The sequence below is a fragment of the Pseudomonas putida genome (assembly GCF_001636055.1).
In the GTDB taxonomy this organism is placed as follows: Bacteria; Pseudomonadota; Gammaproteobacteria; order Pseudomonadales; family Pseudomonadaceae; genus Aquipseudomonas; species Aquipseudomonas machongensis.
On sequence record NZ_CP011789.1, the window covers coordinates 1,760,081 to 1,783,985 of the forward strand.

The 23,905-nt window shown below is 64.2% G+C and carries 21 protein-coding genes; 17 read left to right on the forward strand and 4 right to left on the reverse strand.

Annotated features, from left to right (window positions below; genetic code table 11):
- The first annotated feature begins 51 nt into the window (after window positions 1-51).
- From AB688_RS08095 to AB688_RS08135, 9 genes are all read left to right on the forward strand, one after another.
- Window positions 52-1,158 carry an NADH:flavin oxidoreductase/NADH oxidase gene (locus AB688_RS08095; RefSeq protein ID WP_054895079.1) on the forward strand — a complete coding sequence of 369 codons (1,107 nt, stop codon included), beginning with the start codon at window positions 52-54 and terminating at the stop codon, window positions 1,156-1,158.
- A 116-nt stretch (window positions 1,159-1,274) separates the two neighbouring features.
- Window positions 1,275-2,000, forward strand: coding sequence for a tellurite resistance TerB family protein (locus AB688_RS08100; protein WP_063543314.1), 726 nt, complete (start codon window positions 1,275-1,277; stop codon window positions 1,998-2,000).
- A gap of 126 nt (window positions 2,001-2,126) precedes the next feature.
- Window positions 2,127-3,749: a methyl-accepting chemotaxis protein gene (locus tag AB688_RS08105; RefSeq protein WP_063543316.1), complete on the forward strand. Its 1,623-nt coding sequence runs from the start codon at window positions 2,127-2,129 to the stop codon at window positions 3,747-3,749.
- Between the two features lie 5 nt (window positions 3,750-3,754).
- Complete coding sequence (locus AB688_RS08110; protein ID WP_063543318.1) at window positions 3,755-4,261, forward strand: chemotaxis protein CheW; 507 nt, start codon at window positions 3,755-3,757, stop codon at window positions 4,259-4,261.
- Window positions 4,258-5,529: a CheR family methyltransferase gene (locus AB688_RS08115; protein ID WP_063543320.1), complete on the forward strand. Its 1,272-nt coding sequence runs from the start codon at window positions 4,258-4,260 to the stop codon at window positions 5,527-5,529. The genes AB688_RS08110 and AB688_RS08115 overlap by 4 nt, the downstream gene beginning before the upstream one ends.
- Window positions 5,526-6,191, forward strand: coding sequence for a chemotaxis protein CheW (locus AB688_RS08120; RefSeq protein WP_063543322.1), 666 nt, complete (start codon window positions 5,526-5,528; stop codon window positions 6,189-6,191). The genes AB688_RS08115 and AB688_RS08120 overlap by 4 nt, the downstream gene beginning before the upstream one ends.
- A complete protein-coding gene (locus AB688_RS08125; RefSeq protein ID WP_063543324.1) occupies window positions 6,188-8,473 on the forward strand; it encodes a hybrid sensor histidine kinase/response regulator in 2,286 nt (761 codons plus the stop codon). Before AB688_RS08120 ends, AB688_RS08125 begins: the two co-directional genes overlap by 4 nt.
- Window positions 8,470-9,483, forward strand: coding sequence for a chemotaxis response regulator protein-glutamate methylesterase (locus tag AB688_RS08130; protein ID WP_063543326.1), 1,014 nt, complete (start codon window positions 8,470-8,472; stop codon window positions 9,481-9,483). The genes AB688_RS08125 and AB688_RS08130 overlap by 4 nt, the downstream gene beginning before the upstream one ends.
- 51 nt (window positions 9,484-9,534) lie before the next feature.
- The gene (locus AB688_RS08135; protein ID WP_063543328.1) at window positions 9,535-10,539 is read left to right on the forward strand and encodes a response regulator; all 1,005 of its coding nucleotides are present in this window, start codon (window positions 9,535-9,537) and stop codon (window positions 10,537-10,539) included.
- 98 nt (window positions 10,540-10,637) lie between these two features.
- On the opposite strand, the gene AB688_RS08140 is transcribed toward AB688_RS08135, so the two are convergent.
- Window positions 10,638-11,825, reverse strand: coding sequence for a hypothetical protein (locus tag AB688_RS08140; protein WP_063543330.1), 1,188 nt, complete (start codon window positions 11,823-11,825; stop codon window positions 10,638-10,640).
- A 436-nt stretch (window positions 11,826-12,261) separates the two neighbouring features.
- On the opposite strand from AB688_RS08140, the gene prfB reads away from it, so the two are divergent.
- The 7 genes from prfB to AB688_RS08175 all read left to right on the forward strand — a co-directional run bounded on the left by prfB (window position 12,262) and on the right by AB688_RS08175 (window position 19,024).
- A protein-coding gene (gene prfB / locus AB688_RS26735; RefSeq protein ID WP_112897576.1) for a peptide chain release factor 2 occupies window positions 12,262-13,357 on the forward strand; the annotation gives its coding sequence in 2 pieces (ribosomal slippage) (window positions 12,262-12,333 and window positions 12,335-13,357; 1,095 coding nt in all).
- A gap of 93 nt (window positions 13,358-13,450) precedes the next feature.
- A complete protein-coding gene (gene lysS, locus AB688_RS08150; RefSeq protein ID WP_054895070.1) occupies window positions 13,451-14,953 on the forward strand; it encodes a lysine--tRNA ligase in 1,503 nt (500 codons plus the stop codon).
- Between the two features lie 181 nt (window positions 14,954-15,134).
- On the forward strand, window positions 15,135-15,887 hold the full coding sequence (locus AB688_RS08155) for a TetR/AcrR family transcriptional regulator (protein ID WP_063543332.1): 753 nt from the start codon (window positions 15,135-15,137) through the stop codon (window positions 15,885-15,887).
- Window positions 15,888-15,917: 30 nt separating this feature from the next.
- On the forward strand, window positions 15,918-16,466 hold the full coding sequence (locus tag AB688_RS08160; protein ID WP_054895068.1) for a hypothetical protein: 549 nt from the start codon (window positions 15,918-15,920) through the stop codon (window positions 16,464-16,466).
- Window positions 16,467-16,528: 62 nt separating this feature from the next.
- Entirely contained in the window at window positions 16,529-17,806 is a 1,278-nt protein-coding gene (locus AB688_RS08165) for a flavohemoglobin expression-modulating QEGLA motif protein (protein ID WP_054895067.1), read from the forward strand.
- A complete protein-coding gene (locus AB688_RS08170) occupies window positions 17,778-18,701 on the forward strand; it encodes an alpha/beta hydrolase (RefSeq protein WP_063543334.1) in 924 nt (307 codons plus the stop codon). The genes AB688_RS08165 and AB688_RS08170 overlap by 29 nt, the downstream gene beginning before the upstream one ends.
- Window positions 18,698-19,024, forward strand: coding sequence for a hypothetical protein (locus tag AB688_RS08175; RefSeq protein ID WP_063543336.1), 327 nt, complete (start codon window positions 18,698-18,700; stop codon window positions 19,022-19,024). Before AB688_RS08170 ends, AB688_RS08175 begins: the two co-directional genes overlap by 4 nt.
- Before the next feature lie 72 nt (window positions 19,025-19,096).
- On the opposite strand, the gene AB688_RS08180 is transcribed toward AB688_RS08175, so the two are convergent.
- The 3 genes from AB688_RS08180 to AB688_RS08190 all read right to left on the reverse strand — a co-directional run bounded on the left by AB688_RS08180 (window position 19,097) and on the right by AB688_RS08190 (window position 20,932).
- Complete coding sequence (locus AB688_RS08180) at window positions 19,097-19,879, reverse strand: OmpA family protein (protein ID WP_054895064.1); 783 nt, start codon at window positions 19,877-19,879, stop codon at window positions 19,097-19,099.
- 50 nt (window positions 19,880-19,929) lie between these two features.
- Window positions 19,930-20,343: a DUF4398 domain-containing protein gene (locus tag AB688_RS08185; protein ID WP_054895063.1), complete on the reverse strand. Its 414-nt coding sequence runs from the start codon at window positions 20,341-20,343 to the stop codon at window positions 19,930-19,932.
- Between the two features lie 244 nt (window positions 20,344-20,587).
- A complete protein-coding gene (locus tag AB688_RS08190; RefSeq protein ID WP_063543338.1) occupies window positions 20,588-20,932 on the reverse strand; it encodes a hypothetical protein in 345 nt (114 codons plus the stop codon).
- A 156-nt stretch (window positions 20,933-21,088) separates the two neighbouring features.
- Between AB688_RS08190 and ppc the strand changes: the two genes are divergently transcribed.
- Window positions 21,089-23,716 (forward strand): phosphoenolpyruvate carboxylase, encoded by a 2,628-nt coding sequence (gene ppc / locus AB688_RS08195; protein WP_063543340.1) that lies wholly within the window; start codon window positions 21,089-21,091, stop codon window positions 23,714-23,716.
- The last annotated feature ends 189 nt before the right edge of the window (window positions 23,717-23,905 follow it).

Below are 23,905 nucleotides of genomic sequence, written 5' to 3' on the forward strand. Positions count from 1 at the left end.
CACACGAGTGTCCGGGCCGGATCACCATTGGAGTCCTTGGGAGGTCCCCTCATGAGCCTGCTGCTTGAGCCGTATACCCTGCGTCAGCTGACCCTGCCCAATCGCATTGCGGTTTCGCCAATGTGCCAGTACTCGAGCGTCGATGGCCTGGCCAACGACTGGCATCTTGTCCACCTGGGCAGTCGCGCCGTCGGTGGCGCCGGGCTGGTGATCACCGAGGCGGTGGCTGTCACTGCCGACGGAAGAATCACCGCCGAAGATCTCGGGCTGTGGAACGACGACCAGATCGTCCCACTGCAACGTATCACCCGCTTCATCACTTCCCAGGGCGCCATTCCGGGCATTCAGCTGGCGCATGCCGGGCGCAAGGCGAGCACCCATCGTCCCTGGCTCGGCAAGCACGGCAGCGTCAAGGTCGAGGACGGCGGCTGGCAGCCGGTCGGGCCTTCGAAGATCGCCTTCGATCCGGAGCATACGCCGCCGCGCGAGCTGAGCCACGATGAGATCCAGGGTGTTGTCCAGGCCTTCGTCCAGGCCGCCGAGCGTGCCAAGGCGGCCGGGTTCAAGGTCGTCGAAATCCATGCGGCCCATGGCTACCTGCTGCATCAGTTTCTTTCGCCGCTGAGCAACCAGCGGCGTGACGAGTACGGCAGCTGCTTCGAGAACCGTATTCGTCTGACGCTTCAGGTGACCGAGGCCGTGCGTGAGGTATGGCCGCAGGAGCTGCCGCTGTTCGTGCGGGTATCGGCCACCGATTGGGTCGAGGATGGCTGGAACCCAGACGAGACGGTCGAGCTGGCGCGTCGTCTGAGGGCGCTGGGGGTCGACCTGATCGACGTATCCTCGGGCGGCACCTCGGTCAATGCCGAGATCCCCACCGGCCCGGGTTACCAGACCCGCTTCGCCGAGCGGGTGCGCAAGGAGTCGGAAGTCGCCACCGGCACCGTGGGCATGATCACCGAACCCGCGCAGGCCGAACACATCCTGCGTACCGGTCAGGCCGACCTGATCTTCCTCGCCCGCGAACTGCTGCGCGACCCTTACTGGCCGCTGCATGCCGACGATGACCTGGGTGGCAACAAGGCAACCTGGCCTGCGCAGTACCAACGTGCGACCAGCCGGGCCAATCCGATTCATGAGTCGGATCTGCGGGAGTGATGGATCCGCGTCCCGTTCGACTGGCCGGATGCAACATCCCGAAGCAAATGCGTTAAGGGAGAATTCAGGCTGCGGGCCTACTCTGGAGCTTTCCTATCCGTCCAGGAGTCATCCAGATGAACACCCGTGGTCTGCTCGATCAACTGCTCAAGTCCGGCCAGTCACTGCTGCAGAACCAGCAGGGCAAGGGCGGGGCGGGCAAGGTGCCCGGTCTTGGTGATCTGCTCGGGGGTGGCCAAGGCAAGGGCTCTGGCCTTGGCGGCCTGCTTTCCGGTGCCGGAGGCGGGGCGCTGGCGGCCGGGGCCATGGGGCTGCTGCTGGGCAGCAAGAAGGCGCGCAAGTACGGTGGCAAGGCACTCACCTACGGTGGCCTCGCCGCCCTTGGCGTGCTGGCCTACAAAGCCTATGGCAACTGGCAGGCGCGCCAGGGCCAGGCCCCTGCGCAGGAGCCACAGACCCTCGATCGCCTGCCGCCGGCCCAAGCCGAGCAACACAGCCAGGCGGTGCTCAAGGCGCTGGTGGCGGCGGCCAAGTCCGACGGTCATATCGATGAGCGCGAGCGTGAACTGATCGAGGGCGAGTTCGTGCGCCTGGACAGCGATCGCGAGCTGCAGGCCTGGCTGCATGCCGAGCTGAACAAGCCGCTCGATCCTGCCGAAGTGGCCCGTGCCGCACAGACCCCTGAAATGGCCGCAGAGATGTACCTGGCCAGCGTGATGATGGTCGATCAGGAACACTTCATGGAGCGCGCCTACCTTGACGAACTGGCCCGCCAATTGCGCCTGGACCCGAACTTGCGCGAGGAACTGGAACGCCAGGTACGGGACGCTGCGGCACAGTGACGTGGCGATTGGCTATTTAATCGGCAGGGATGCCTGAATACTCCGCAATTCAACCGATAACGCGCCTGGCGCCTAGGCTATACTTCGACGATTTTCCCGCTCGTGAAGAATTCCTGAGGGCTGATTGTGAAGAACTGGACCTTGCGCCAACGGATCCTGGCAAGTTTCGCCGTGATCATCGCCATCATGCTGTTGATGATCGTAGCGGCGTATTCACGCCTGGTGACCATCGAAGCCAGCGAGCAGGCAGTGGGCACGGACAGCATTCCGGGAATCTACTACAGCTCGATGATCCGCAGCGCCTGGGTCGACAGCTACGTCGCCAGCCAGCAGTTGGTCGGCTTGTCCAACCATCGCGAGCTGACCTCGGCCGACCTCGAGCTGTTCAAGGGTTTCCACGACCGCCTCAGGGCGCAGATGGCCAACTACCAGGGCACGATCCAGGACGCGCAGGACCAGGCATCCTTCGACACCTTCGTGCGTCTCGAGGAGGCCTACGTCAAGGTGGTCGACCAGGTCCTGGCAGCCTACCGCGAGAAGAACTACCCCGAAGCCGAGCGCCTGATCGCCGAAGTACTGACACCGGCCTGGACCGACGGGCGCAAGCACCTGAACTCGGTGATCGACCGCAATACCGAATCCGCCAATGCCGCCACCCGCGAGATCGTCAGCGCCGTGGCCACCGCCAAGGGCAGCATGATCGTTTCGCTGATCCTGGCGATTGTCGCTGCTGGCATCTGCGGCCTGCTGCTGATGCGCGCCATCAGTGCTCCCATGCAACGCATCGTGCATGCCCTCGACAAGCTGCGCTCGGGTGACCTCAGCGCGCGCCTGAACCTGGACCGCAAGGATGAGTTCGGCGCCATCGAGAATGGTTTCAATGAAATGGGCGAGGCGCTTGCCAACCTGGTGGCCCAGGCCCAGCGCTCATCGGTGCAGGTGACCACCTCCGTCACCGAGATCGCCGCCACCTCCAAGCAGCAGCAGGCCACGGCCACCGAAACCGCTGCAACCACCACGGAAATTGGCGCCACCTCGCGCGAGATCGCTGCGACCTCGCGTGATCTGGTGCGTACCATGACCGAGGTGACCAGTGCCGCCGACCAGGCTTCGAGCCTTGCCGGTTCCGGCCAGCAAGGCCTGGCGCGCATGGAGGAAACCATGCATCAGGTGATGGGCGCCGCCGACCTGGTCAACGCCAAGCTGGGCATCCTCAACGAGAAGGCCAGCAACATCAACCAGGTGGTGGTGACCATCGTCAAGGTCGCCGACCAGACCAACCTGCTGTCGCTCAACGCCGCCATCGAGGCGGAAAAAGCCGGTGAGTACGGCCGCGGTTTTGCCGTGGTGGCCACCGAAGTGCGCCGCCTGGCCGACCAGACCGCAGTGGCCACCTACGACATCGAGCAGATGGTGCGCGAGATCCAGTCCGCGGTGTCGGCTGGGGTCATGGGCATGGACAAGTTCTCCGAGGAAGTGCGCCGCGGCATGTTCGAGGTGCAGCAGGTAGGCGAGCAGCTCAGTCAGATCATTCATCAGGTGCAGGCGCTGGCGCCACGGGTCCTGATGGTCAACGAGGGCATGCAGGCCCAGGCCACCGGCGCCGAGCAGATCAACCAGGCGCTGGCCCAGCTCAGTGATGCCAGCACGCAGACGGTCGAGTCGTTGCGCCAGGCCAGTTTCGCCATCGACGAACTGAGCCAAGTGGCTGCCGGGCTGCGTGGCGGTGTCTCGCGCTTCAAAGTCTGACGGCGATGAACGATCTGCAACCGCGTGATCAGCGGCAGGCCGAAGCCAAGGGCGTGTTGTACCTGCTGTTCCATATTGGCGAACAGCGCTTTGCCCTGGATGTGCGCGAAGTGATAGAGGTGCTGCCGCTGCGCCCGCTCAAGCCCATCGCCCAGGCGCCCGTCTGGGTCGCCGGGATCCTCGGGCATCGCGGCGCGCTGGTACCGGTCATCGACCTGTCGTCCCTTACCTTCGGCGCGCCTGCGCCGCAGCGCACCAGCACGCGCCTGGTACTGGTGCGTTATGGCAATGGCCTGCAACTGGGGCTGGTGCTCGAACAGGCGACCAACACCGTGCGTTGCCAACCCGACGAGTTCCAGCCCTATGGGCTGGACAATAGCGAGGCGCGTTACCTGGGGCCTGTGCGACAGGATGCACAAGGGTTGTTGCAGCGCATCCAGGTCGACGACCTGTTGAGCGATGCCGTACGCCTGCTGTTGTTCCCGGATCAATCCGCGCAGGTGGCAGGATGATCGAAAAACGCTTCTTCCGCTTTCTGCAGGAGCGCATCGGCCTGGATGTGGACTCGGTGGGCGCGCCGATGGTCGAGCGGGCCCTGCGCCAGCGGTGCGTGGTACTTGCCGCGCGTGACCTCGACGACTACTGGCTGCGCCTGCAGCAATCGCCCGGCGAGCAGCAGGCATTGATCGAAGCGGTGATCGTCCCTGAAACCTGGTTCTTCCGTTATCCCGAATCGTTCACGGCATTGGCTGGGCTGGCGCAAAAACGCCTGGTCGAGCTGGCCGGATCACGACCACTGCGTATCCTCAGCCTGCCGTGCTCGACCGGCGAGGAGCCCTATTCGATTTCCATGGCGCTGCTCGATGCGGGTCTGTCTCCATCGGCCGTGCGCATCGATGCCATGGACATCAGCCCCAGCTCCCTCGCCCGTGCCGAGCAGGCCGTGTATGGACGCAACTCGTTTCGTGGCAGTGAACTGGCATTCCGTGAGCGGCACTTCGACTGCACCGATGACAGTTACCGGTTGCATGAGCGCGTGCGCCAGCAGGTCAGCCTGGAGCCTGGCAATGTGCTCGATCCCGCCTTGCGCAGCCGCAAGGGAGTCTATGACTTTGTCTTTTGCCGCAACCTGCTGATCTATTTCGACGTACCTACCCAGCAGCGGGTTTTCGAGGTGCTGAAACAGCTGCTCCACGACGATGGCGTGCTGTTCATCGGCCCGGCCGAGGGCAGTTTGCTGGCGCGCCTGGGCATGCGGCCGATCGGCATCGCGCAGTCGTTCGCCTACGTGCGTCAGGATCAGCTTGGCGTACAGCCGCCGGTCAACCCGGTGCCGTCGGCACGGCCCGCCATCGCGCCGGTGGCTTCGCCGCGTCCAGTCGCCATGCCCGTGGCGGCACCACCCTTTGCCCGTGCTCCCCGCCCGCCCGCCAGGCCGGTTGCGTTGGCGACCGTGAACGAGAACGAAAGCGAGTTGCTCGCAGCCATCGCCCGCCAGGCCAATGCCGGTGCCAGCGAGCAGGCCCGCGCCAGTTGCGAGCGCTACTTGCGTCTGTTTGAGCCGAAGGCGCAGGTCTACTACTGGCTGGGGCTGCTCAGCGATACCCAGGGCGATGCCGGCGAAGCATTCAAGCATTACCGCAAGGCCCTGTACCTCGAGCCCCAGCACACCGAGGCGCTGCTGCACCTGGCCACGCTGTTGGCATCCCAGGGGGATGTCACAGGGGCACGGCGCCTGCAGGAGCGGGCGGCGCGGGCGGGCAGGGAGTCTGAACGATGAGTGATGCCTACTCGATGGACCTGATCGCCCGGGGCCATGAAGACATCGACGACTGCTGGAATCGCATCGGTGTCCATGGCGACAAGCAATGTCCCCTGCTGGACCGGCACATCCACTGCCGCAATTGCGAAGTGTATGCAGCGGCGGCTACCCGCCTGCTCGACCGCTACACCTTGTTGCAGGACGAGCATGTCGAGACCGTGCAGGTGGAACAGGGCACTGTCGGCCGTTCCATGCTGCTGTTCAGGCTGGGGGAGGAGTGGCTGGCGCTGGCCACGGCCTGCCTGGCGGAGATCGCGCCGCTGCAGGCCGTTCACTCGCTGCCGCACCAGCGTTCGCGGATGTTGCAGGGGGTCGCCAACGTGCGAGGTGCGCTGGTGCCGTGCCTGTCGTTCGCCGACCTGTTGGGCATGGAGCTGGCGCCGACACAGGAGCGTAGCGGCCGGGTGATGCCACGGATGTTGATCCTGGCTGCCGAAGGTGGCCCGGTGGTATTGCCGGTCGACGAGATCGACGGCATCCATCGGCTGGACACTTCGCGCCTGCACGAGGAGCACGACGCGGCCCACTTCACGCTGGCGGTATTGCAATGGCGTGGCCGCAGTGTGCGCGTACTCGATGACCAACACCTCCTGTCTGCCGTGAAGCGGAGCCTGTCATGACCCCGGAGCAAATGCGCGACGCATCGTTGCTCGAACTGTTCAGCCTTGAGGCCGAGGCCCAGACCCAAGTGCTCAGTGCCGGGCTGTTGGCCCTCGAGCGCAATCCGGCCCAGGTCGACCAGCTGGAAGCCTGCATGCGCGCAGCGCACTCCCTCAAGGGCGCCGCGCGTATCGTCGGCATCGATGCCGGCGTCAGCGTCGCTCATGTCATGGAGGATTGCCTGGTCGCGGCCCAGGAGCGCCGCCTGTTGCTGCGCCCTGAGCACATCGATGCCTTGTTGCAGGGCACTGACCTGCTGATGCGCATTGCAACACCCGGGGATACCCAGGCCGAAACGGCGGTGCCGGCGTTCCTGGTGCAGATGGCCATGTTGCTCGACCCTTCTTCGGCACCCGCGCCGGATGCTGCCGGCGCTGCGGCCACGCCTTCGCCGCTGGCGATGCCGCCCGAGGTGCCGACGACGCCTGTCGAGCCCGAGGCGGAAGTGGAGCCTGCGCCCGCAGCCAGGGGCGGCAAGCGCGCAGGCGAGGGCGCGGAGCGCGTGCTGCGGGTCACCGCCGACCGCCTGAACAGCCTGCTCGACCTGTCGAGCAAGTCGCTGGTGGAAACCCAGCGGCTCAAGCCCTATCTCGCCAGCCTGCAGCGCCTCAAACGCATGCATGGCCAAGGCATGCGCGCCCTCGACGGGCTCAAGAGCCAGCTCGAGGGCAGCGGGCAGAGCGCCGAAGTGCTCGATGCCCTGGCCCAGACCCAGCGCTTGCTCGCCGAAACCCAACAGATCCTCCAGCAGCAGGCTGCCGACCTCGACGAGTTCGGCTGGCAGGCGAGCCAGCGCGCGCAGTTGCTGTACGACACTGCGCTGGCCTGCCGGATGCGTCCCTTCGCCGATGTGCTGGCCGGGCAGAGCCGCATGGTGCGCGACCTTGGGCGCTCCCTGGGCAAACAGGTGCGGCTGCTGATCGAGGGCGAGAAGACCCAGGTCGACCGTGATGTGCTGGAAAAACTCGAGGCGCCGCTCACGCACTTGCTGCGCAATGCTGTCGACCATGGCATCGAGCAGCCCGAGCGACGCCTGTTGGCGGGCAAGCCCAGTGACGGCACGCTGCGCCTGCGCGCATCGCACCAGGCCGGGTTGCTGATTCTCGAACTGAGCGACGACGGTGCGGGCATCGACCTTGAGCGCCTGCGCCGCAGCATCGTCGATCGGGCACTGTCGCCCGCCGAGACCGTGGCGCAGATGAGCGAGGCCGAGCTGCTGACCTTCCTGTTCCTGCCCGGTTTCAGCCTGCGTGACCAGGTCACCGAGGTGTCTGGACGAGGCGTCGGCCTGGACGCGGTGCAGCACATGGTGCGCGAACTGCGCGGGTCAATCGAGCTCACTCAGGTGGCGGGGCAGGGCTGCTGCTTCCACCTGGAGGTACCGCTGACGCTGTCGGTGGTGCGCAGCCTGGTGGTCGAGGTCGGTGGCGAGGCCTACGCCTTCCCGTTGGCGCATATCGAACGCACTCTCGATGTACCGGCCGAGGCCATCGTGCAGATCGAAGGTCGCCAGCACTTCTGGCACGAAGACCGCCATATCGGCCTGGTCGCCGCAAGCCAGTTGCTCAACCGTCCGGCGGCGCAGGAGGAGGCGGACAATCTGCGCGTGGTGGTCATCCGCGAGCGCGAGCAACTGTACGGTGTGGCCGTGGAGCGCCTGATCGGCGAGCGCGTGCTGGTGGTGATGCCGCTCGACCCGCGTCTGGGCAAGGTCCAGGACATTTCCTCCGGCGCCTTGCTCGACGATGGCTCGGTGGTGCTGATCATCGATGTCGAAGACCTCTTGCGCTCGGTGGACAAGCTGCTGAGCACCGGGCGCCTGGAGCGTATCGATCGCGGGGCACGGGCGGGCCGGGGAGTGGCGCGCAAGCGCATCCTTGTGGTCGACGACTCGCTGACGGTACGCGAGCTCCAGCGCAAGCTGCTGGGTACGCGGGGCTACGACGTAGCGGTGGCGGTCGATGGCATGGATGGCTGGAACGCCCTGCGCAGCGAAGACTTCGACCTGCTGATCACCGACATCGACATGCCGCGCATGGACGGTATCGAGCTGGTCACCCTGGTGCGTCGCGACAATCGCCTGCAAACGTTGCCGGTGATGGTGGTGTCTTACAAGGACCGGGAAGAGGACCGCCGACGTGGACTGGATGCCGGTGCCGACTATTATTTGGCCAAGGCCAGCTTCCATGACGATGCGTTGCTGGATGCGGTGGAGGAGTTGATTGGAGGAGCCCAGGGATGAGGATCGCCATCGTCAATGACATGCCCATGGCTGTCGAAGCCTTGCGCCGTGCGCTGGCCTTCGAGCCTGCGCACGAAGTGATCTGGGTGGCCGGCGATGGTGCCGAGGCCGTGCACAAGTGTGCCGAGCAGACGCCGGACCTGATCCTCATGGACCTGATCATGCCGGTGATGGATGGCGTGGAGGCGACCCGTCGGATCATGGCCGAAACCCCTTGCGCCATCGTCATCGTCACGGTGGATCGCAAGCAGAATGTGCACCGGGTGTTCGAGGCCATGGGCTACGGCGCCCTCGATGTGGTCGACACGCCGGCACTGGGCGCGGGCGATGCCCGGGAGGCGGCGGCACCGTTGCTGCGCAAGATCCTCAACATCGGCTGGTTGATCGGCCAGCAGCGCTCCAGCGCGGCGCGCACCGTGGCGGCGCCGGTGCGTAACCCAGTGCTTCGCTGCGGCCTGGTGGCCATCGGTTCGTCGGCAGGCGGCCCGGCTGCGCTGGAAGTGTTGCTCAAGGGACTGCCACGGGATTTTCCGGCGGCCATCGTGCTGGTCCAGCATGTCGATCAGGTGTTCGCCGCCGGTATGGCCGAATGGCTGAGCGGTGTGTCCGGGCTACCGGTACGCCTGGCCCGCGAGGGTGAACCACCGCAGCCGGGGCAGGTGTTGCTGGCAGGTACCAACCACCACATCCGGCTGTTGCAGAATGGCCAGCTGGCGTATACCGCCGAGCCGGTCAACGAAATCTACCGCCCCTCGATCGACGTGTTCTTCGAGAGCGTGGCGCGCTTCTGGCGCAGCGATGCGGTGGGCGTGCTGCTCACCGGCATGGGCCGCGATGGCGCGCAGGGCCTGAAGTTGATGCGCGAGCAGGGCTTCCTGACCATCGCCCAGGACCAGCAAAGCAGTGCGGTGTATGGCATGCCCAAGGCCGCCGCAGCGATCCAGGCGGCGGTCGAGATACGACCGCTGGAGCGAATTGCCGGGCGACTTGTGGAAATCTTTCCGAAATGACGATATGTATTGAGTCACGCCGCCTGGCCGGTAGTGACCTGGTGAATAGGGATGAATGACCTACCGATCGATGGTTTCACGACGATCAACGAAAGCGCCGCGATGGTCCTGCTGGTCGACGACCAGGCGATGATCGGCGAGGCGGTGCGTCGTGGGCTGTCCCACGAGGAAAACATCGACTTCCACTTCTGTGCCGATCCACACCAGGCGGTAGCCCAGGCCATGCGCATCAAGCCGACGGTGATCCTCCAGGACCTGATCATGCCGGGCCTGGACGGTCTGACGCTGGTGCGCGAGTACCGCAACAACCCGGCGACCCAGGATATCCCGATCATCGTCCTGTCGACCAAGGAGGACCCGCTGGTCAAGAGTGCGGCCTTCGCCGCCGGGGCCAACGACTACCTGGTCAAGCTGCCGGACACCATCGAGCTGGTGGCGCGTATCCGCTATCACTCGCGCTCCTACCTCACCCTGCTGCAGCGTGACGAGGCTTATCGCGCCTTGCGTGTCAGCCAGCAGCAGCTGCTCGACACCAACCTGATGCTGCAGCGGTTGATGAACTCCGATGGCCTGACCGGGTTGTCCAACCGCCGCCACTTCGACGAGTACCTGGAACTGGAGTGGCGCCGCGCCATGCGCGAGCAGCAGCAGCTGTCGCTGCTGATGATCGATGTCGACTACTTCAAGGCCTACAACGACAGCTTCGGCCATCTGGCCGGCGATGAGGCCCTGCGCCAGGTGGCCGAGGCCATTCGCGGCTCCTGCTCGCGCCCCAGCGATCTGCCGGCGCGTTACGGCGGCGAGGAGTTCGCCCTGGTGCTGCCCAACACGTCGCCGGGCGGTGCCCGGCTGGTCGCCGAGAAGCTGCGCCAGACCGTGCATGCGCTGAATATCCCGCACACCGCGCCACAGGCCGACTCGCGCCTGACCGTGAGCATTGGCCTTGCAACCCAGACGCCAAGCATCGGCAGCCATTGCCGGCAGTTGATCTCGGCGGCGGACAAGGGGCTCTACCAGGCCAAGCACAGTGGGCGTAACCAGGTTGGGATCGCTTGAGCCTCCTCGCGGAAGGTCGACTGGGCTAGGTAGTGTGCGTCTACGCTGAGGATGTGAGCGCAGGGTGGGTGTTGAGTGCGGCGCTACTCACTCGGCCCTCAAGGTAGGACTGCCTGGTCGGTGGTGGAGTAGCTCAAGGGGGCCCGACTGGGAAGTTTGCTCAGGTCGAGTTTGATGACGGGCAACCAGGCATTGGTTGCCTGCTTGTACTTGCGCTGGAAGTTCATGGCCGCGACGCGCCCGTTGTTGTTCGTGTAGAAGAACGCTTCCATGGGTAACTGTCGTGGAATGTTCTGGGGCCATGCCTCCAGTAAGACCTCGTTGTGCGTATTCGGCATGTTCACGGGGCGCTGGTCGCGCACTTTATAAGCCACTGCGAATTGTTCGGCATCGTGCGTGCTGAGCGAGCACTGGAACTTCGGATGGCTTAGCTTCGCGGTAAATGCGTACCAGCTCTCGATCGTGGACGCGTGTTGTCCCTGGCACGAGCTCAGGTCTGCTTCGGCCGTCATCGCGCCGGGTTGAATGCCGCAGCCTTGGTCGGGGCGCCCCTCGGAGGCGGTCCAGGCATCGTAGGCGTAGACACAGAGATAGCGCATGGCATATCCCTGGTCGATCGCCTCTTGTTGTGGCAGGAATACGATTCCACTGCTCCCGTGCAAACTGGTTACGCGTGTGCCTCGGCGTAGCCAGGAAAACGAGACCATGCCAAGTCGGTCTGCCCTTTCGCTGGGGTTCCACGGGAAGAAATCTCCGTCACCGATGGATCTGAGCATCAAACCGTCGCAGTAATAAGCTGGTCGCCCCTCGTCGCAGACATCCCGTGTGTCGAGAAAGCGGGCATTCAGACGTTCCGCTACCTGCTGACCGCCAAGGGCCGGCGCGATCGCCACGCGCAAGGCGGGGAGGGGGTACTCGTGGTTTGCCAATGTCTTGATGTGCGCACTCAGCACCGCGTTCATTCCCGCTTCTGCCTTGATGACTGAGTGCGGGACAGTGAAGTCGATCGGCGAAGGCCCATTGGCAGGTTGCCATGTGCTGACCCATCCCTGTCGACTGCCGCGCCAGCGCAATTGGATGGCGTCGCCCTGCTGGGCCCCCGGAGCATTAACCTGAACGGACAAGTCGGCACCCTTGAGAACGCCCAGATCGATCAACGTTGCATGACCGATACCCTGGAGGGCAACGGGGGGTGTATCGGAGGCCGCAGCGGATGTTGGCTGTGCTGCAATCGTCAGCGGGCAGGACAGCGTTGCAAGGAGTAGTGCGAGGTCATATTTACGCATCGTCGGTCAACTCCTGACGGTGTTTAGGTAACCGTGATTTTCGCTGTATCCATCGTTCATGAGAACTGGCAAAAATGTCAGGTACGCCGTGGGGCCAGGCACTGTGGAGAGAGGGGCATCTTGAAAAATTGATCGGCGCGTTATTCATGACGGCTATCCCTCTTTGGTTGGATAGTAACCTTCATGGCGTCTCGATTTTCGTGATCGTACAACTACCATGAAGTTGCGCCGAGGGGTGTCGTTACGTCATTTTTTGATTGTCGTTGTCTCGCTTGCATCTGCTGATTCAGGGGCGGGCAGCGTGTGGGGCGCTACTCTGCAGGTGGTAATTGCCAGGCGTTTCACCCGAAAGGGCTGCCCAGTGGGTCTGCCGTCCTGCGCCAGGCTGGGTTATACTCGCGGGCTTTTCACCGAATTCGTGCGAGTAGCCAGAGCCATGGAAATCCAACCGATCCTGAACACCATCAAGGACCTCACCGAACGCTCCCAGTCCATTCGGGGGTATCTTTGACTACGATCACAAAGCTGATCGTCTGATCGAAGTCAACCGCGAGCTGGAAGACCCCAACGTCTGGAACAAGCCCGAGTACGCTCAGGCCCTGGGCCGCGAACGTGCCATGCTGGCGCAGGTGGTCGAGACCCTCGACAAGCTGTCCAACGGCCTGGCTGACTGCCAGGACCTGCTCGACATGGCGGTCGAGGAGGGTGACGAAGGTGCCGTCGGCGACGTCGTGACCGAACTGGAAGGCCTGGAAGAAAACCTCGCCCAGCTCGAGTTCCGTCGCATGTTCAGCGGCGAGATGGACATGAACAACGCCTACCTGGACATCCAGGCCGGCTCCGGTGGCACTGAAGCGCAGGACTGGGCCAACATCCTGCTGCGCATGTACCTGCGCTGGGCCGACAAGCGCGGTTTCGACGCCACCATCATCGAGCTGTCCGAAGGTGAAGTCGCCGGCATCAAGGGCGCCACCGTGCACATCAAGGGCGAGTACGCCTTCGGCTGGCTGCGCACCGAGATCGGCGTGCACCGCCTGGTGCGCAAGAGCCCGTTCGACTCCGGTGCCCGTCGCCACACCTCGTTCTCTGCGGTGTTCGTCTCGCCCGAGATCGACGACAAGGTCGAGATCGAGATCAACCCGTCCGACCTGCGCATCGACACCTACCGCTCCTCCGGCGCCGGCGGCCAGCACGTCAACACCACCGACTCGGCGGTGCGTATCACCCACGTGCCGACCAACACCGTGGTGGCGTGCCAGAACGAACGCTCCCAGCACGCCAACAAGGATACCGCCATGAAAATGCTGCGGGCCAAGTTGTACGAGCTGGAAATGCAGAAGCGCAACGCCGCCTCGCAGGCGCTGGAAGACAGCAAGTCGGATATCGGCTGGGGTCACCAGATCCGCTCCTACGTGCTCGATGACTCGCGCATCAAGGACCTGCGTACCGGTGTCGAGCGCAGCGACTGCCAGAAGGTCCTTGACGGCGACCTCGACCAGTACCTGGAAGCCAGCCTCAAGCAGGGGCTGTAAACCGCACACCACTGCCGCGATACGAGGCCATGGGCCCGTATCGCGTGCCCTGCCCGACAGGGGCACCGAATACCTGATGGAAACAATGACGACATGAGCGACCTCAAGACCGAATCGCAAGACCTGCAACAGGAAGAAAACACCCTGATCGCCCTGCGCAAGGAAAAACTTGCTGCCGAGCGTGCCAAGGGCAACGCCTTCCCCAACGACTTCCGTCGCGACAGCTACTGCAACGACCTGCAGAAGCAATACGCGGACAAGACCAAGGAAGAGCTGGAAGCAGCCGCGATCCCGGTCAAGGTTGCCGGTCGCATCATGCTCAACCGTGGCTCGTTCATGGTGATCCAGGACATGACCGGGCGCATCCAGGTCTACGTCAACCGCAAGACCCTGCCCGAAGAAACCCTCGCCGCGGTCAAGACCTGGGACCTGGGTGACATCATCAGCGCCGAAGGTACCCTGGCTCGCTCGGGCAAGGGCGACCTGTACGTCGAGATGACCGACGTGCGCCTGCTGACCAAGTCGCTGCGCCCGCTGCCAGACAAGCACCATGGCCTGACCGACACCGAGCAGCGCTACCGCCAGCGCTACGTCGACCTGATGGTCAACGAGGAAACCCGCCACACCTTCCGTGTGCGTTCGCAGGTGATCTCGCATATCCGCAAATTCCTGATCGAGCGCGACTTCCTCGAAGTCGAGACGCCGATGCTGCAGACCATCCCTGGCGGCGCTGCGGCCAAGCCGTTCGAAACCCACCACAACGCTCTGGACATGGCCATGTTCCTGCGCATCGCGCCGGAGCTGTACCTCAAGCGCCTTGTCGTTGGTGGCTTCGAGAAAGTGTTCGAGATCAACCGCAACTTCCGTAACGAAGGCGTTTCGACCCGGCACAACCCCGAGTTCACCATGCTCGAGTTCTACCAGGCCTACGCCGACTATCGTGACAACATGGACCTCACCGAAGAGCTGTTCCGCGAGCTGGCGCAGCTGGTACTGGGTACTACCGACGTGCCGTACGGCGACAAGGTATTCCACTTCGGCGAGCCATTCGCGCGCCTGTCGGTGTTCGATTCGATCCTCAAGTACAATCCGGAGCTGACCGCCGCCGACCTGCAGGACGTCGACAAGGCCCGCGCCATCGCCAAGAAGGCTGGCGCCAAGGTGCTGGGCCACGAAGGTCTGGGCAAGCTGCAGGTGATGATTTTCGAAGAGCTGGTCGAGCACAAGCTGGAGCAGCCGCACTTCATTACCGAGTATCCGTTCGAAGTGTCGCCGCTGGCCCGTCGCAACGATGACAATCCGGCCGTGACCGACCGCTTCGAGCTGTTCATCGGTGGCCGCGAAATCGCCAACGCCTACTCCGAGCTCAACGATGCCGAAGACCAGGCCGAGCGCTTCCTGGCACAGGTCGCCGAGAAGGACGCCGGTGACGACGAAGCCATGCACTACGATGCCGACTTCGTGCGTGCCCTGGAGTACGGCATGCCGCCTACGGCAGGTGAAGGTATCGGTATCGACCGTCTGGTGATGCTGTTGACCAACTCGCCGTCGATTCGCGATGTGATCCTGTTCCCGCACATGCGTCCGCAGGCTTGAGTGATTTGAAAAAGCCGCCTCTCGGGGCGGCTTTTTCTTGCCTGGCTGTGTAGTCTCTGTACCGGCCCTATCGCGGGGCAAGTCGGATCGCCGCACCGCCGCTCCTGCAGGCGCGGCGCTGTACCTGTAGGAGCGGCGGTGCGGCGATCCGACTTGCCCCGCGATAGGGCCGGTACAGACAATGAACATCCCCCAGACAGACACCGAGGTCCCTACCGTGCCCCCCGCAAACGCCCAGCAAGGCGCCGCCGGCGTAGCCAACGCCGTCGCCGAGAGCGTGCAGTACCAGGGTCGCAAGACCAGCCGCCAGGGCAGCGAGCAACGCCGCCAGCAGATCCTCGACGCGGCCATGCGCATCGTCGTGCGCGACGGTGTGCGCGGTGTGCGCCACCGCGCAGTGGCGGCCGAGGCCGAGGTGCCGCTGTCGGCCACCACCTATTACTTCAAGGATATCGAAGACCTGCTCACCGATACCTTCGCCCAGTACGTCGAACGCAGCGCCGCCTACATGGCCAAGCTGTGGGCCAACACCGAAGTGGTGCTGCGCCAGTTGCTGGCCCAGGGCGACTGCAGCCCTCAGTCCCGTGCACGCCTTGCCGACGAAGTGGCGCGCATGACCGCCGACTATGTGACCCGCCAGCTGTACAACCGCCGCGACTTCCTGATGGCCGAGCAGGCCTTCCGCCAGGAGGCGCTGCTGTGCCCCCGGCTGGCCGAACTGGTGCGGGCCCATGAGCAGATCCTGCTGCATGGCGCGCGGCAGATGCTTCAGGTGGTGGGCTCGCGCCAGCCCGAGCAGGACGCCCTGGTGTTGACGGCCATCATCGAGCAGATGGAATATCAAGGGCTGCTCAAAGAAGCGAACGCCCAGGCCGATGGGCAGATGCTCGCTATCCTTACCCGTTACCTGCACTTGGTGCTGGCCGCGGTTTGAGGCGCAGCTGATCTTTTCAAGGAGAACCTGATGAAAGCCTGGCGTGTGCTGTTGTTGACCTTGTCGTTCCTGCTGCTGGGCGGGTGTCTGGTGACCTTCGACGAACCGCTGGCCAGTAATGAGCCGGCCCCCAAGGCCTTGCTGGGCCAATGGAGCAGCAAGGATGCCTGGGGCCAGCCACTGAAGCTGACCATCAGCCGCGTCGGCGGTAACACCTACAAGGCCGTGGCCCGTACGCAGGGCAAGGCCGCCGAGGAATACACCTTCAGTGTGTCGCGCCATGGCAACCGCTGGTACCTGTCGGCCGGCGTGCCCAAGCGTCTGGGGGGCAAGTTCCTGATTGGCGGTTTCGAGGTCGTCGACGGCAAGCAACTGGTGGTCTACAACCTTGACGTCGAGCAGGTCCAGCAGGCTGTAAACAACAAGGAGTTGAGCGGACGCAGCACCGAGGTGCCCGAGGATAACGGACCGGGTGTGCTGATCGACAGCCCCGCCGAGCGGGTGCTGGCCTACCTCGACGATCCGGCCAACTCCGACCTGTTCGTCGAGGTGGCGCGGTTCCAGCGGGCCGGCAAATAGCGGATACCGCGTACCTGTGGGAGCGGGCTTGCCCGCGAATAGGGCCTTACAAGGAGTCCCCGGTGGACGAATACCAGCAAACCATCCGCGCATTGTCCGACCGTATCGTCGCGGCCCAGACCCCGATCCGGGTCCTGGACGCGGTGAAATGGGACGACGGCATTCGCCAGGGCTTTTTCAAGGCCAAGGGCAAGGAGCCGCCTGCGGTGGACCGTGCCTACTACCAGAACCGTCCGCTGTCGTTCGACTCGAGCGCGGTGAAGGCCGAGTTCCAGGCCATCGAGCGCGACATCATCCGCCAGCTCGGCCAGTTCAACCCGGTCGGGCAGATCATGAAGCGCATGTGCCGCGAATACCGCATGGTGGTGCGCATGCTCGAAGCGCGCGGCACCGAGGACTTCGGCCTGATTTCCCAGGAGCTCTACGGCGCCGCCTCCGACGCGTTCCACGCGGGTGACCCGACCCTGGCCGACCTGGGGCTGATGCTCTCGGACTACCTGAACAACATCGATGGCCGTGGTGACCTGAAGGACGAGCCGAAAAACCTCACGGCCAAGGAGGCGGTGGAAATCCTCCAGCGCCGCCTGAACAAGGTCTTCGGCGAGGCAGAAGAAACCATCCGCGTGTTCGAGTCCGATGGCATCGTCGCCGATGCGGCGGCCGGTGCCGACTACATCAAGGTGCGCGCCGATGCCATGTTCAACAGCCGCGACGTACGCGCGCTGGAAGTCCACGAAGGGCTGGTGCACGTGGGCACAACGCTCAACGGCCTGAACCAGCCCATCTGCACCTTCCTGGCCAAGGGGCCGCCCTCGTCGACCGTGACCCAGGAGGGCCTGGCCATCCTCATGGAGGTGATCGCCTTCGCCTCCTACCCCAGCCGCTTGCGCAAGCTGACCAACCGCACCCGCGCCATCCACATGGTGGAGCAGGGCGCCGATTTTTTGCAGGTATACGAGTTCTTCCGTGGCCAAGGCTTCGAGATGGCCGAAAGCTATGGCAATGCCAGCCGGGTATTCCGCGGTTCGGTACCCAATGGCCTGCCGTTTACCAAGGACTTGTCCTATCTCAAGGGCTTCATCATGGTTTACAACTACATTCAGTTGGCCGTGAGAAAGGGCAAGCTGGAGCAGATTCCGCTGCTGTTCTGCGGCAAGACCACGCTGGAAGACATGCGCACCTTGCGCCAACTGGTCGAGGAGGGCCTGGTGGAACCGCCGAAGTACCTGCCCGAACAGTTCCGCGACCTCAACGCGCTGTCGGCCTGGATGTGTTTCTCCAACTTCCTCAATCACCTGAGCCTGGATCGCATTGAAGCCGACTACGCGAACATTCTCTAAGCGTTGCCGCACCCTGTTGTTCGGGCTCGGGCTGACGTGCCTGGCCGGTTGCAGCAGCCTGCTGTTCTATCCAGAGCCGGGCCAGCCGTTCACCCCCGAGCGAGCGCACCTGCAATACCGCGACGTCACGCTGACCACCGAGGATGGCACTCGCCTGCATGGCTGGTGGCTGCCGGTCAAGACGGGCGTCGAGGTCAAGGGCACGGTGCTGCATCTGCACGGTAATGGTGGCAACCTGGCCTGGCACCTGGGTGGCAGTTACTGGCTGCCCGAGCAGGGTTATCAGGTACTGATGATCGATTACCGCGGCTATGGCCTGTCCCAGGGCACGCCGACACTGCCAGCGGTCTACGAGGATATCGACGCTGCGCTGGACTGGCTGGGCAAGGCGCCCGAGGTGCAGGGCAAGCCGCTGGTGCTGCTCGGCCAGAGCCTGGGTGGTGCGATGGCCATCCATTACCTGGCCGGCCATCCCGAGCAGCGCCAGCGTTTCAGTGCGCTGGTCTTCGATGGCGTGCCGGCGAGTTACCGCGACGTCGGGCGTTTCGCCCTGAGCACGTCGTGGATGACCTGGCCGCTTCAGGTGCCGCTGTCGTGGCTGGTGCCGGACGCTGACAGCGCGATCCACTCCATCGAACGCCTGGACAGCCCGCCCAAGCTGTTCTTCCACAGCATCGATGACAAATTGGTGCCCATGGCCAACGGTATCCGCCTGTACCAGCATGCCCCGCCGCCCCGCGTGTTGCAGTTGACCCGCGGCGACCATGTGCAGACCTTCGCCGACCCGACCTGGCGTCAGGTGATGCTGCGCTTCCTCGACGACCCCAGCCACTTCAACGGCCTGCGCCGACTGGCGGAAGTCCCGAACTACCCTGACGAGAAGAATGAGCAATGAGTGAAGAACGCAACGCCATCCCGCTGATCCTGACCGGTGTCGGCAGCATCATCGTGACGGTGGGTGCCTTGTGGTACTACGGCTACCTGCATTTCGCCAAGCCCGAGGACGCCCTGCTGCTGCAGGACTACACCATGCTCAAGACGATCCCGGGCGAAGACTATCGGGTTTCTCTCGATCCATCGCCGCAGGTGGCGCAGTGCGTCGAGGGTGTCCTGGTGCTGTTCGACACCCAGCAGAAGGGCCTGACGGGCGTGCTGGTCGACAACCGCAAGCGGGCGATCCGCTGCATGGGCCAGGACACGCCGCAGCAGGTGCAGTGATCCATCGCTGTTCCCCAGACATGAAAAACCCGCCATCAAGGCGGGTTTTTCATGTCACTCAGGCAACCTGTATCAGCGCATGGTGGAACGCGGCTGAACTGGCTGGTTGTCGTTGGAGATGGTCACCTCCACGCGACGGTTCTGCGCACGGCCCGAGTTGCTGGAGTTGTCCGCGACCGGATACTCCTTGCCATAGCCCTGGGCGACCACGCGGGATGGGTCGATGCCGGCACGCAGCAGCGCACGGCGCACGCTTTCGGCGCGACGCTCCGACAGGCCCTGGTTGTAGCTGGCCGAACCGACGCTGTCGGTATAGCCCTCGACGATCACCTTGCGCTCCGGGTTTTCCTGGAGGAAGTTGGCCAGGGTGGTGATGTTCGGCAGGGCGCTGCTCTTCAGGTCAGCCTTGTTGAAGTCGAACAGCACGTCGCCGAAGGTCACCAGCGTACCGCGGTCGGTCTGCTTGGCGTTGAGGCTGTCCTGCAGCTTCTTGATCTGCGCGTCGCGGGCGTCCAGCTTGGCCTGGGCGCGTTGCGCCGCAGCATTCTTGATATCGGCTTCTGCGGTACGCAGGGCGATGGTCTGTTTGGCGACTTCGACACGCTGGTTGGTCAGGTAGGCCAGTTGATCAACCTTCTTCTCGTCCTCGCGGTCCATGTAGGCCTTGTCAGCCTTGTTCAGCCAGTCCTGGGCATCCTTGGTCTCGAGGGCTGCCAGCTTGCTCGCCTGCGGATCGCTCTGCAGCGCCGAGAAGTTGGTGCGGGCCGATTCGAGGTTGGCGTTCGGGTCGTGCGAGCATGCAGCCAGACCGACGCTCAGAGCCAACAGGGCAGGGATCATTACGTAATTGCGCATTGTGTTCATCCTTTGATCGATAACGAAGGCAGGGGAATACCGGGCAGGCCTCACTGGGCGCTGCGCAGGCCTTCCTCACGTACGTCCTGAACGCCCTGGCGGGCATCCTGCACGGCTTTCTGGGCCTTGGCTGCCTGTGCCTTGCGCTCGGCAACGCGGGCGTCCCATTCGGCCTGTTCTGCCAGTCGCTTGGCTTCGTCGTACTTCTTGTCATGCATCGCGATTTCCGCCTGCTTGAACTTGTCCTGCGCCGCTTTCATCTCCACGGCGGCAAACTCGGTGCCGCCTGCGCTGACGGCAGAGTTCACGGCAGACTGGGTCACCGCGTACTGCTCGGTCGGCGGGTTGCCAGCACAGCCAGCCAGTACCAGGCTGCTGCCAAGCGCCAGCGCGGCCAGCTTGAGCCCGCGCAGAGAGTTGGACGGGAATTTTTCGGTGCGGGTCTTCATGGTGGTCAACTCCATTGGATCACTCCTGATAACGATGTCCGTGGCAGTCCATCGCTCCCTGACATACGCATGTGCTCGAGTCCAAAGCCAAACACCATGCGTGCAGGGTTTTTGCGTGATGGCTATTGGCTCCGACTTGAGCTTTTTCAGAATAGTTCAGAAAAAGTTGCGTAGGCTTCGTAATTATTTCTGACTTGTCAGTCAGTGCTTTTCCTACGGAACTATTGCCGTGCGCGGCAGTATTCGCGGGCCTTCCAGCTCAAGCGTCGCGCTTGGGAAGCGTGTGGCTGAGGTCGTGCAGATGCCGCCGCGACAGGCTGAGGAAACGTGGGGTGGGGCCGATATCTTCGTACAGCGGATCACCCTCTTCATCGGTGGCGATCACCTGCTGGCCCTTCACGTAGGGGAAGCTGGCTTCGAGTTCTTCGAGCGCGGCGGCAACCAGTTCGCCGAGCAATTCTTCGGTGGTGCGCTTGGGGTACATCTCGACCAAGGCTGCCAGGCGCGCTTCGGATTCCAGGTCCAGGTGCAGGTGGTGCCCGGTGGGGCTGAGGGTGCCGGCGGCGTTCTGTTCCCAATGTTGTGCGAGCTCGCGGATTTTCATGATGACCTCTGTAAAACCATGGCATGAGCTGTGAGGGCCGTCTCTTCACTTTAGTTGCATTGGCCGATCCCGGCTTGCCTTGCGGGGGCGCCTGTGGGCACTCTTGGGCAATGACCTGGGCGGCGGCGCGGGTGGACCGCGCGATGAGGAGAGCCAATGACCGATATCGATGTGCGCTTGCGTGAGGATGTCCATCTGTTGGGTGAACTGCTGGGCGAGACCATCCGCCAGCAGCATGGCGAGGCATTCCTGCAGAAGATCGAGGATATCCGTCACAGCGCCAAGGCCGATCGCCGTGGCGCGGCCGAGCAGTTGAGCTCCACCCTCGGCGATCTTGCAGACGATGACCTGTTGCCGGTTGCCCGGGCCTTCAATCAGTTCCTCAACCTGGCCAACATTGCCGAGCAGTACCAGTTGATTCATCGCCGTGGGGCCGACCAACCGGCACCGTTCGAGGACCGTGCGCTGCCCGAGTTGCTGGCGCGCCTCAAGCAGGCAGGGCATGGCAACGATGCCTTGGCCCGGCAACTGGCCAAGCTGGACATCCAGCTGGTGCTCACTGCCCACCCCACCGAAGTGGCGCGGCGTACGCTGATCCAGAAGTACGATGCCATCGCCGCGCAGCTTGCCGCACAGGACCATCGCGACCTCACGCCGGCCGAGCGCCAGCAGGTGCGCGAGCGCCTGCGCCGGTTGATCGCCGAGGCCTGGCACACCGAGGAGATTCGACGCACCCGGCCAACGCCGGTCGATGAGGCCAAATGGGGCTTTGCGGTGATCGAGCATTCCCTGTGGCAGGCGATTCCCAGCCACCTGCGCAAGGTCGACAAGGCGCTGTTCGAGGCCACGGGCCTGCACCTGCCGCTGGAAGCGGCGCCGGTGCGTTTCGCCTCGTGGATGGGTGGCGACCGCGATGGCAACCCCAACGTCACTGCCCCGGTCACCCGCGAGGTGCTGTTGTTGGCACGCTGGATGGCGGCCGACCTGTTCCTGCGCGATATCGACTACCTCGCCGCCGAACTGTCCATGCAACAGGCCAGTGACGCCCTGCGCGCCAAGGTGGGTGACAGCGCCGAGCCCTACCGCGCCTTCCTCAAGCAACTGCGCGATCGCCTGCGTGCCACCCGGGCCTGGGCCCATGCCTCGCTGGCCGGTCCGCAGCCTGCCGGTGCGGACGTGCTCGCCGACAACCGTGAACTGATCGAACCACTGCAACTGTGCTATCAGTCGCTGCACGACTGCGGCATGGGTGTGATCGCCGACGGCCCGTTGCTCGACTGCCTGCGCCGGGCGGTGACCTTCGGCCTGTTCCTGGTGCGCCTGGACGTGCGTCAGGATGCGGCCCGGCACCGCGACGCATTGTCAGAAATCACCGAATATCTCGGGCTTGGGCGATATGCCGAGTGGGACGAAGAACAGCGCATGAGCTTCCTCCAGGCCGAGCTGAAGAATCGTCGGCCGCTGTTGCCCGCGCATTTCCAGCCCGAGGCCGAAACTGCCGAGGTGCTTGCCACCTGCCGCGAGATTGCTGCAGCACCAGCGGCATCGCTTGGCTCCTATGTCATCTCCATGGCTGGCGCAGCATCGGATGTGCTGGCCGTGCAACTGCTGCTCAAGGAGGCCGGCCTGACCCGGCCGATGCGCGTGGTGCCGCTGTTCGAAACGCTCGCCGACCTGGACAACGCAGGCCCAGTGATGGAACGACTGCTCGGCCTGCCGGGCTACCGTGCCGGCCTGCACGGGCCGCAGGAGGTGATGATCGGTTACTCGGACTCGGCCAAGGATGCCGGTACCACTGCAGCCGCCTGGGCGCAGTACCGGGCGCAGGAAAACCTGGTGCGCATCTGCCGCGAACACCAAGTCGAACTGCTGTTGTTCCACGGCCGCGGCGGCACCGTCGGCCGTGGCGGTGGCCCGGCCCATGCGGCGATCCTTTCCCAGCCGCCAGGTTCGGTGGCGGGGCGTTTCCGCACGACCGAACAGGGCGAGATGATCCGTTTCAAGTTCGGCCTGCCGGGGATCGCCGAGCAGAACCTCAATCTCTACCTGGCGGCGGTGCTCGAGGCGACCTTGTTGCCGCCGCCACCGCCCGAGCCTGCCTGGCGCGAACTCATGGACCAGCTCGCCGCCGATGGGGTGAAGGCTTATCGCGCGGTGGTTCGCGAGAACCCCGATTTCGTCGAGTACTTCCGTCAATCCACCCCGGAGCAGGAACTTGGGCGCCTGCCGTTAGGCAGTCGGCCGGCCAAGCGCCGGGCGGGCGGCATCGAAAGCCTGCGGGCCATCCCGTGGATCTTCGGCTGGACCCAGACGCGCCTGATGCTGCCGGCCTGGCTTGGGTGGGAAACGGCGCTGAGCAATGCCCTGGCGCGCGGCCAGGGTGAGCTGCTGGGGCAAATGCGTGAGCAGTGGCCGTTCTTCCGCACCCGCATCGACATGCTGGAGATGGTGCTGGCCAAGGCCGATGCAGAAATCGCCAGGGCCTACGACGAACGTCTAGTGCAACCGGCGCTGCTGCCATTGGGTGCGCATCTGCGCGACCTATTGTCGCAGTCGTGCCAGGTGGTGTTGGGCCTGACCGGCCAGGCGGTGCTACTGGCACACAGCCCGGAGACCCTGGAATTCATCAGCCTGCGCAACACCTACCTGGACCCGCTGCACCGCCTGCAGGCCGAGCTGCTGGCCCGGTCGCGGGTGCGCGAAGCCGCTCTGGACAGCCCGCTGGAGCAGGCCCTGCTGGTGACCGTGGCCGGTATTGCCGCCGGTTTGCGCAACACCGGCTGAGGCCGTCCGGCAGCGCAGCAGCAGGCTGCACGATGGTGCAGGCACGGGGTGTATCGGGGTGGGTTGCGATGGGTGCAACCTGCTCGGCAAAACGGCGCCAGATGGGCTTTCGTGCAACTTTGGAACGCTTGTCTGGCTGCCGGGCGCTGTGTATCTTGATCAGCCTTTTGACCGATTTTCCGGTCTGAT

What these genes read in the sequence shown, in the direction of transcription:
- AB688_RS08095 (WP_054895079.1), top strand. Translation starts at nt 52, where the DNA reads ATGAGCCTGCTGCTTGAGCCGTATACCCTGCGTCAGCTGACCCTGCCC.
- AB688_RS08100 (WP_063543314.1), top strand. Translation starts at nt 1,275, where the DNA reads ATGAACACCCGTGGTCTGCTCGATCAACTGCTCAAGTCCGGCCAGTCA.
- AB688_RS08110 (WP_063543318.1), top strand. Translation starts at nt 3,755, where the DNA reads ATGAACGATCTGCAACCGCGTGATCAGCGGCAGGCCGAAGCCAAGGGC.
- AB688_RS08115 (WP_063543320.1), top strand. Translation starts at nt 4,258, where the DNA reads ATGATCGAAAAACGCTTCTTCCGCTTTCTGCAGGAGCGCATCGGCCTG.
- AB688_RS08120 (WP_063543322.1), top strand. Translation starts at nt 5,526, where the DNA reads ATGAGTGATGCCTACTCGATGGACCTGATCGCCCGGGGCCATGAAGAC.
- AB688_RS08125 (WP_063543324.1), top strand. Translation starts at nt 6,188, where the DNA reads ATGACCCCGGAGCAAATGCGCGACGCATCGTTGCTCGAACTGTTCAGC.
- AB688_RS08130 (WP_063543326.1), top strand. Translation starts at nt 8,470, where the DNA reads ATGAGGATCGCCATCGTCAATGACATGCCCATGGCTGTCGAAGCCTTG.
- AB688_RS08135 (WP_063543328.1), top strand. Translation starts at nt 9,535, where the DNA reads ATGAATGACCTACCGATCGATGGTTTCACGACGATCAACGAAAGCGCC.
- AB688_RS08140 (WP_063543330.1), bottom strand. Translation starts at nt 11,825, where the DNA reads ATGCGTAAATATGACCTCGCACTACTCCTTGCAACGCTGTCCTGCCCG.
- lysS (WP_054895070.1), top strand. Translation starts at nt 13,451, where the DNA reads ATGAGCGACCTCAAGACCGAATCGCAAGACCTGCAACAGGAAGAAAAC.
- AB688_RS08155 (WP_063543332.1), top strand. Translation starts at nt 15,135, where the DNA reads ATGAACATCCCCCAGACAGACACCGAGGTCCCTACCGTGCCCCCCGCA.
- AB688_RS08160 (WP_054895068.1), top strand. Translation starts at nt 15,918, where the DNA reads ATGAAAGCCTGGCGTGTGCTGTTGTTGACCTTGTCGTTCCTGCTGCTG.
- AB688_RS08175 (WP_063543336.1), top strand. Translation starts at nt 18,698, where the DNA reads ATGAGTGAAGAACGCAACGCCATCCCGCTGATCCTGACCGGTGTCGGC.
- AB688_RS08180 (WP_054895064.1), bottom strand. Translation starts at nt 19,879, where the DNA reads ATGCGCAATTACGTAATGATCCCTGCCCTGTTGGCTCTGAGCGTCGGT.
- AB688_RS08185 (WP_054895063.1), bottom strand. Translation starts at nt 20,343, where the DNA reads ATGGAGTTGACCACCATGAAGACCCGCACCGAAAAATTCCCGTCCAAC.
- AB688_RS08190 (WP_063543338.1), bottom strand. Translation starts at nt 20,932, where the DNA reads ATGAAAATCCGCGAGCTCGCACAACATTGGGAACAGAACGCCGCCGGC.
- ppc (WP_063543340.1), top strand. Translation starts at nt 21,089, where the DNA reads ATGACCGATATCGATGTGCGCTTGCGTGAGGATGTCCATCTGTTGGGT.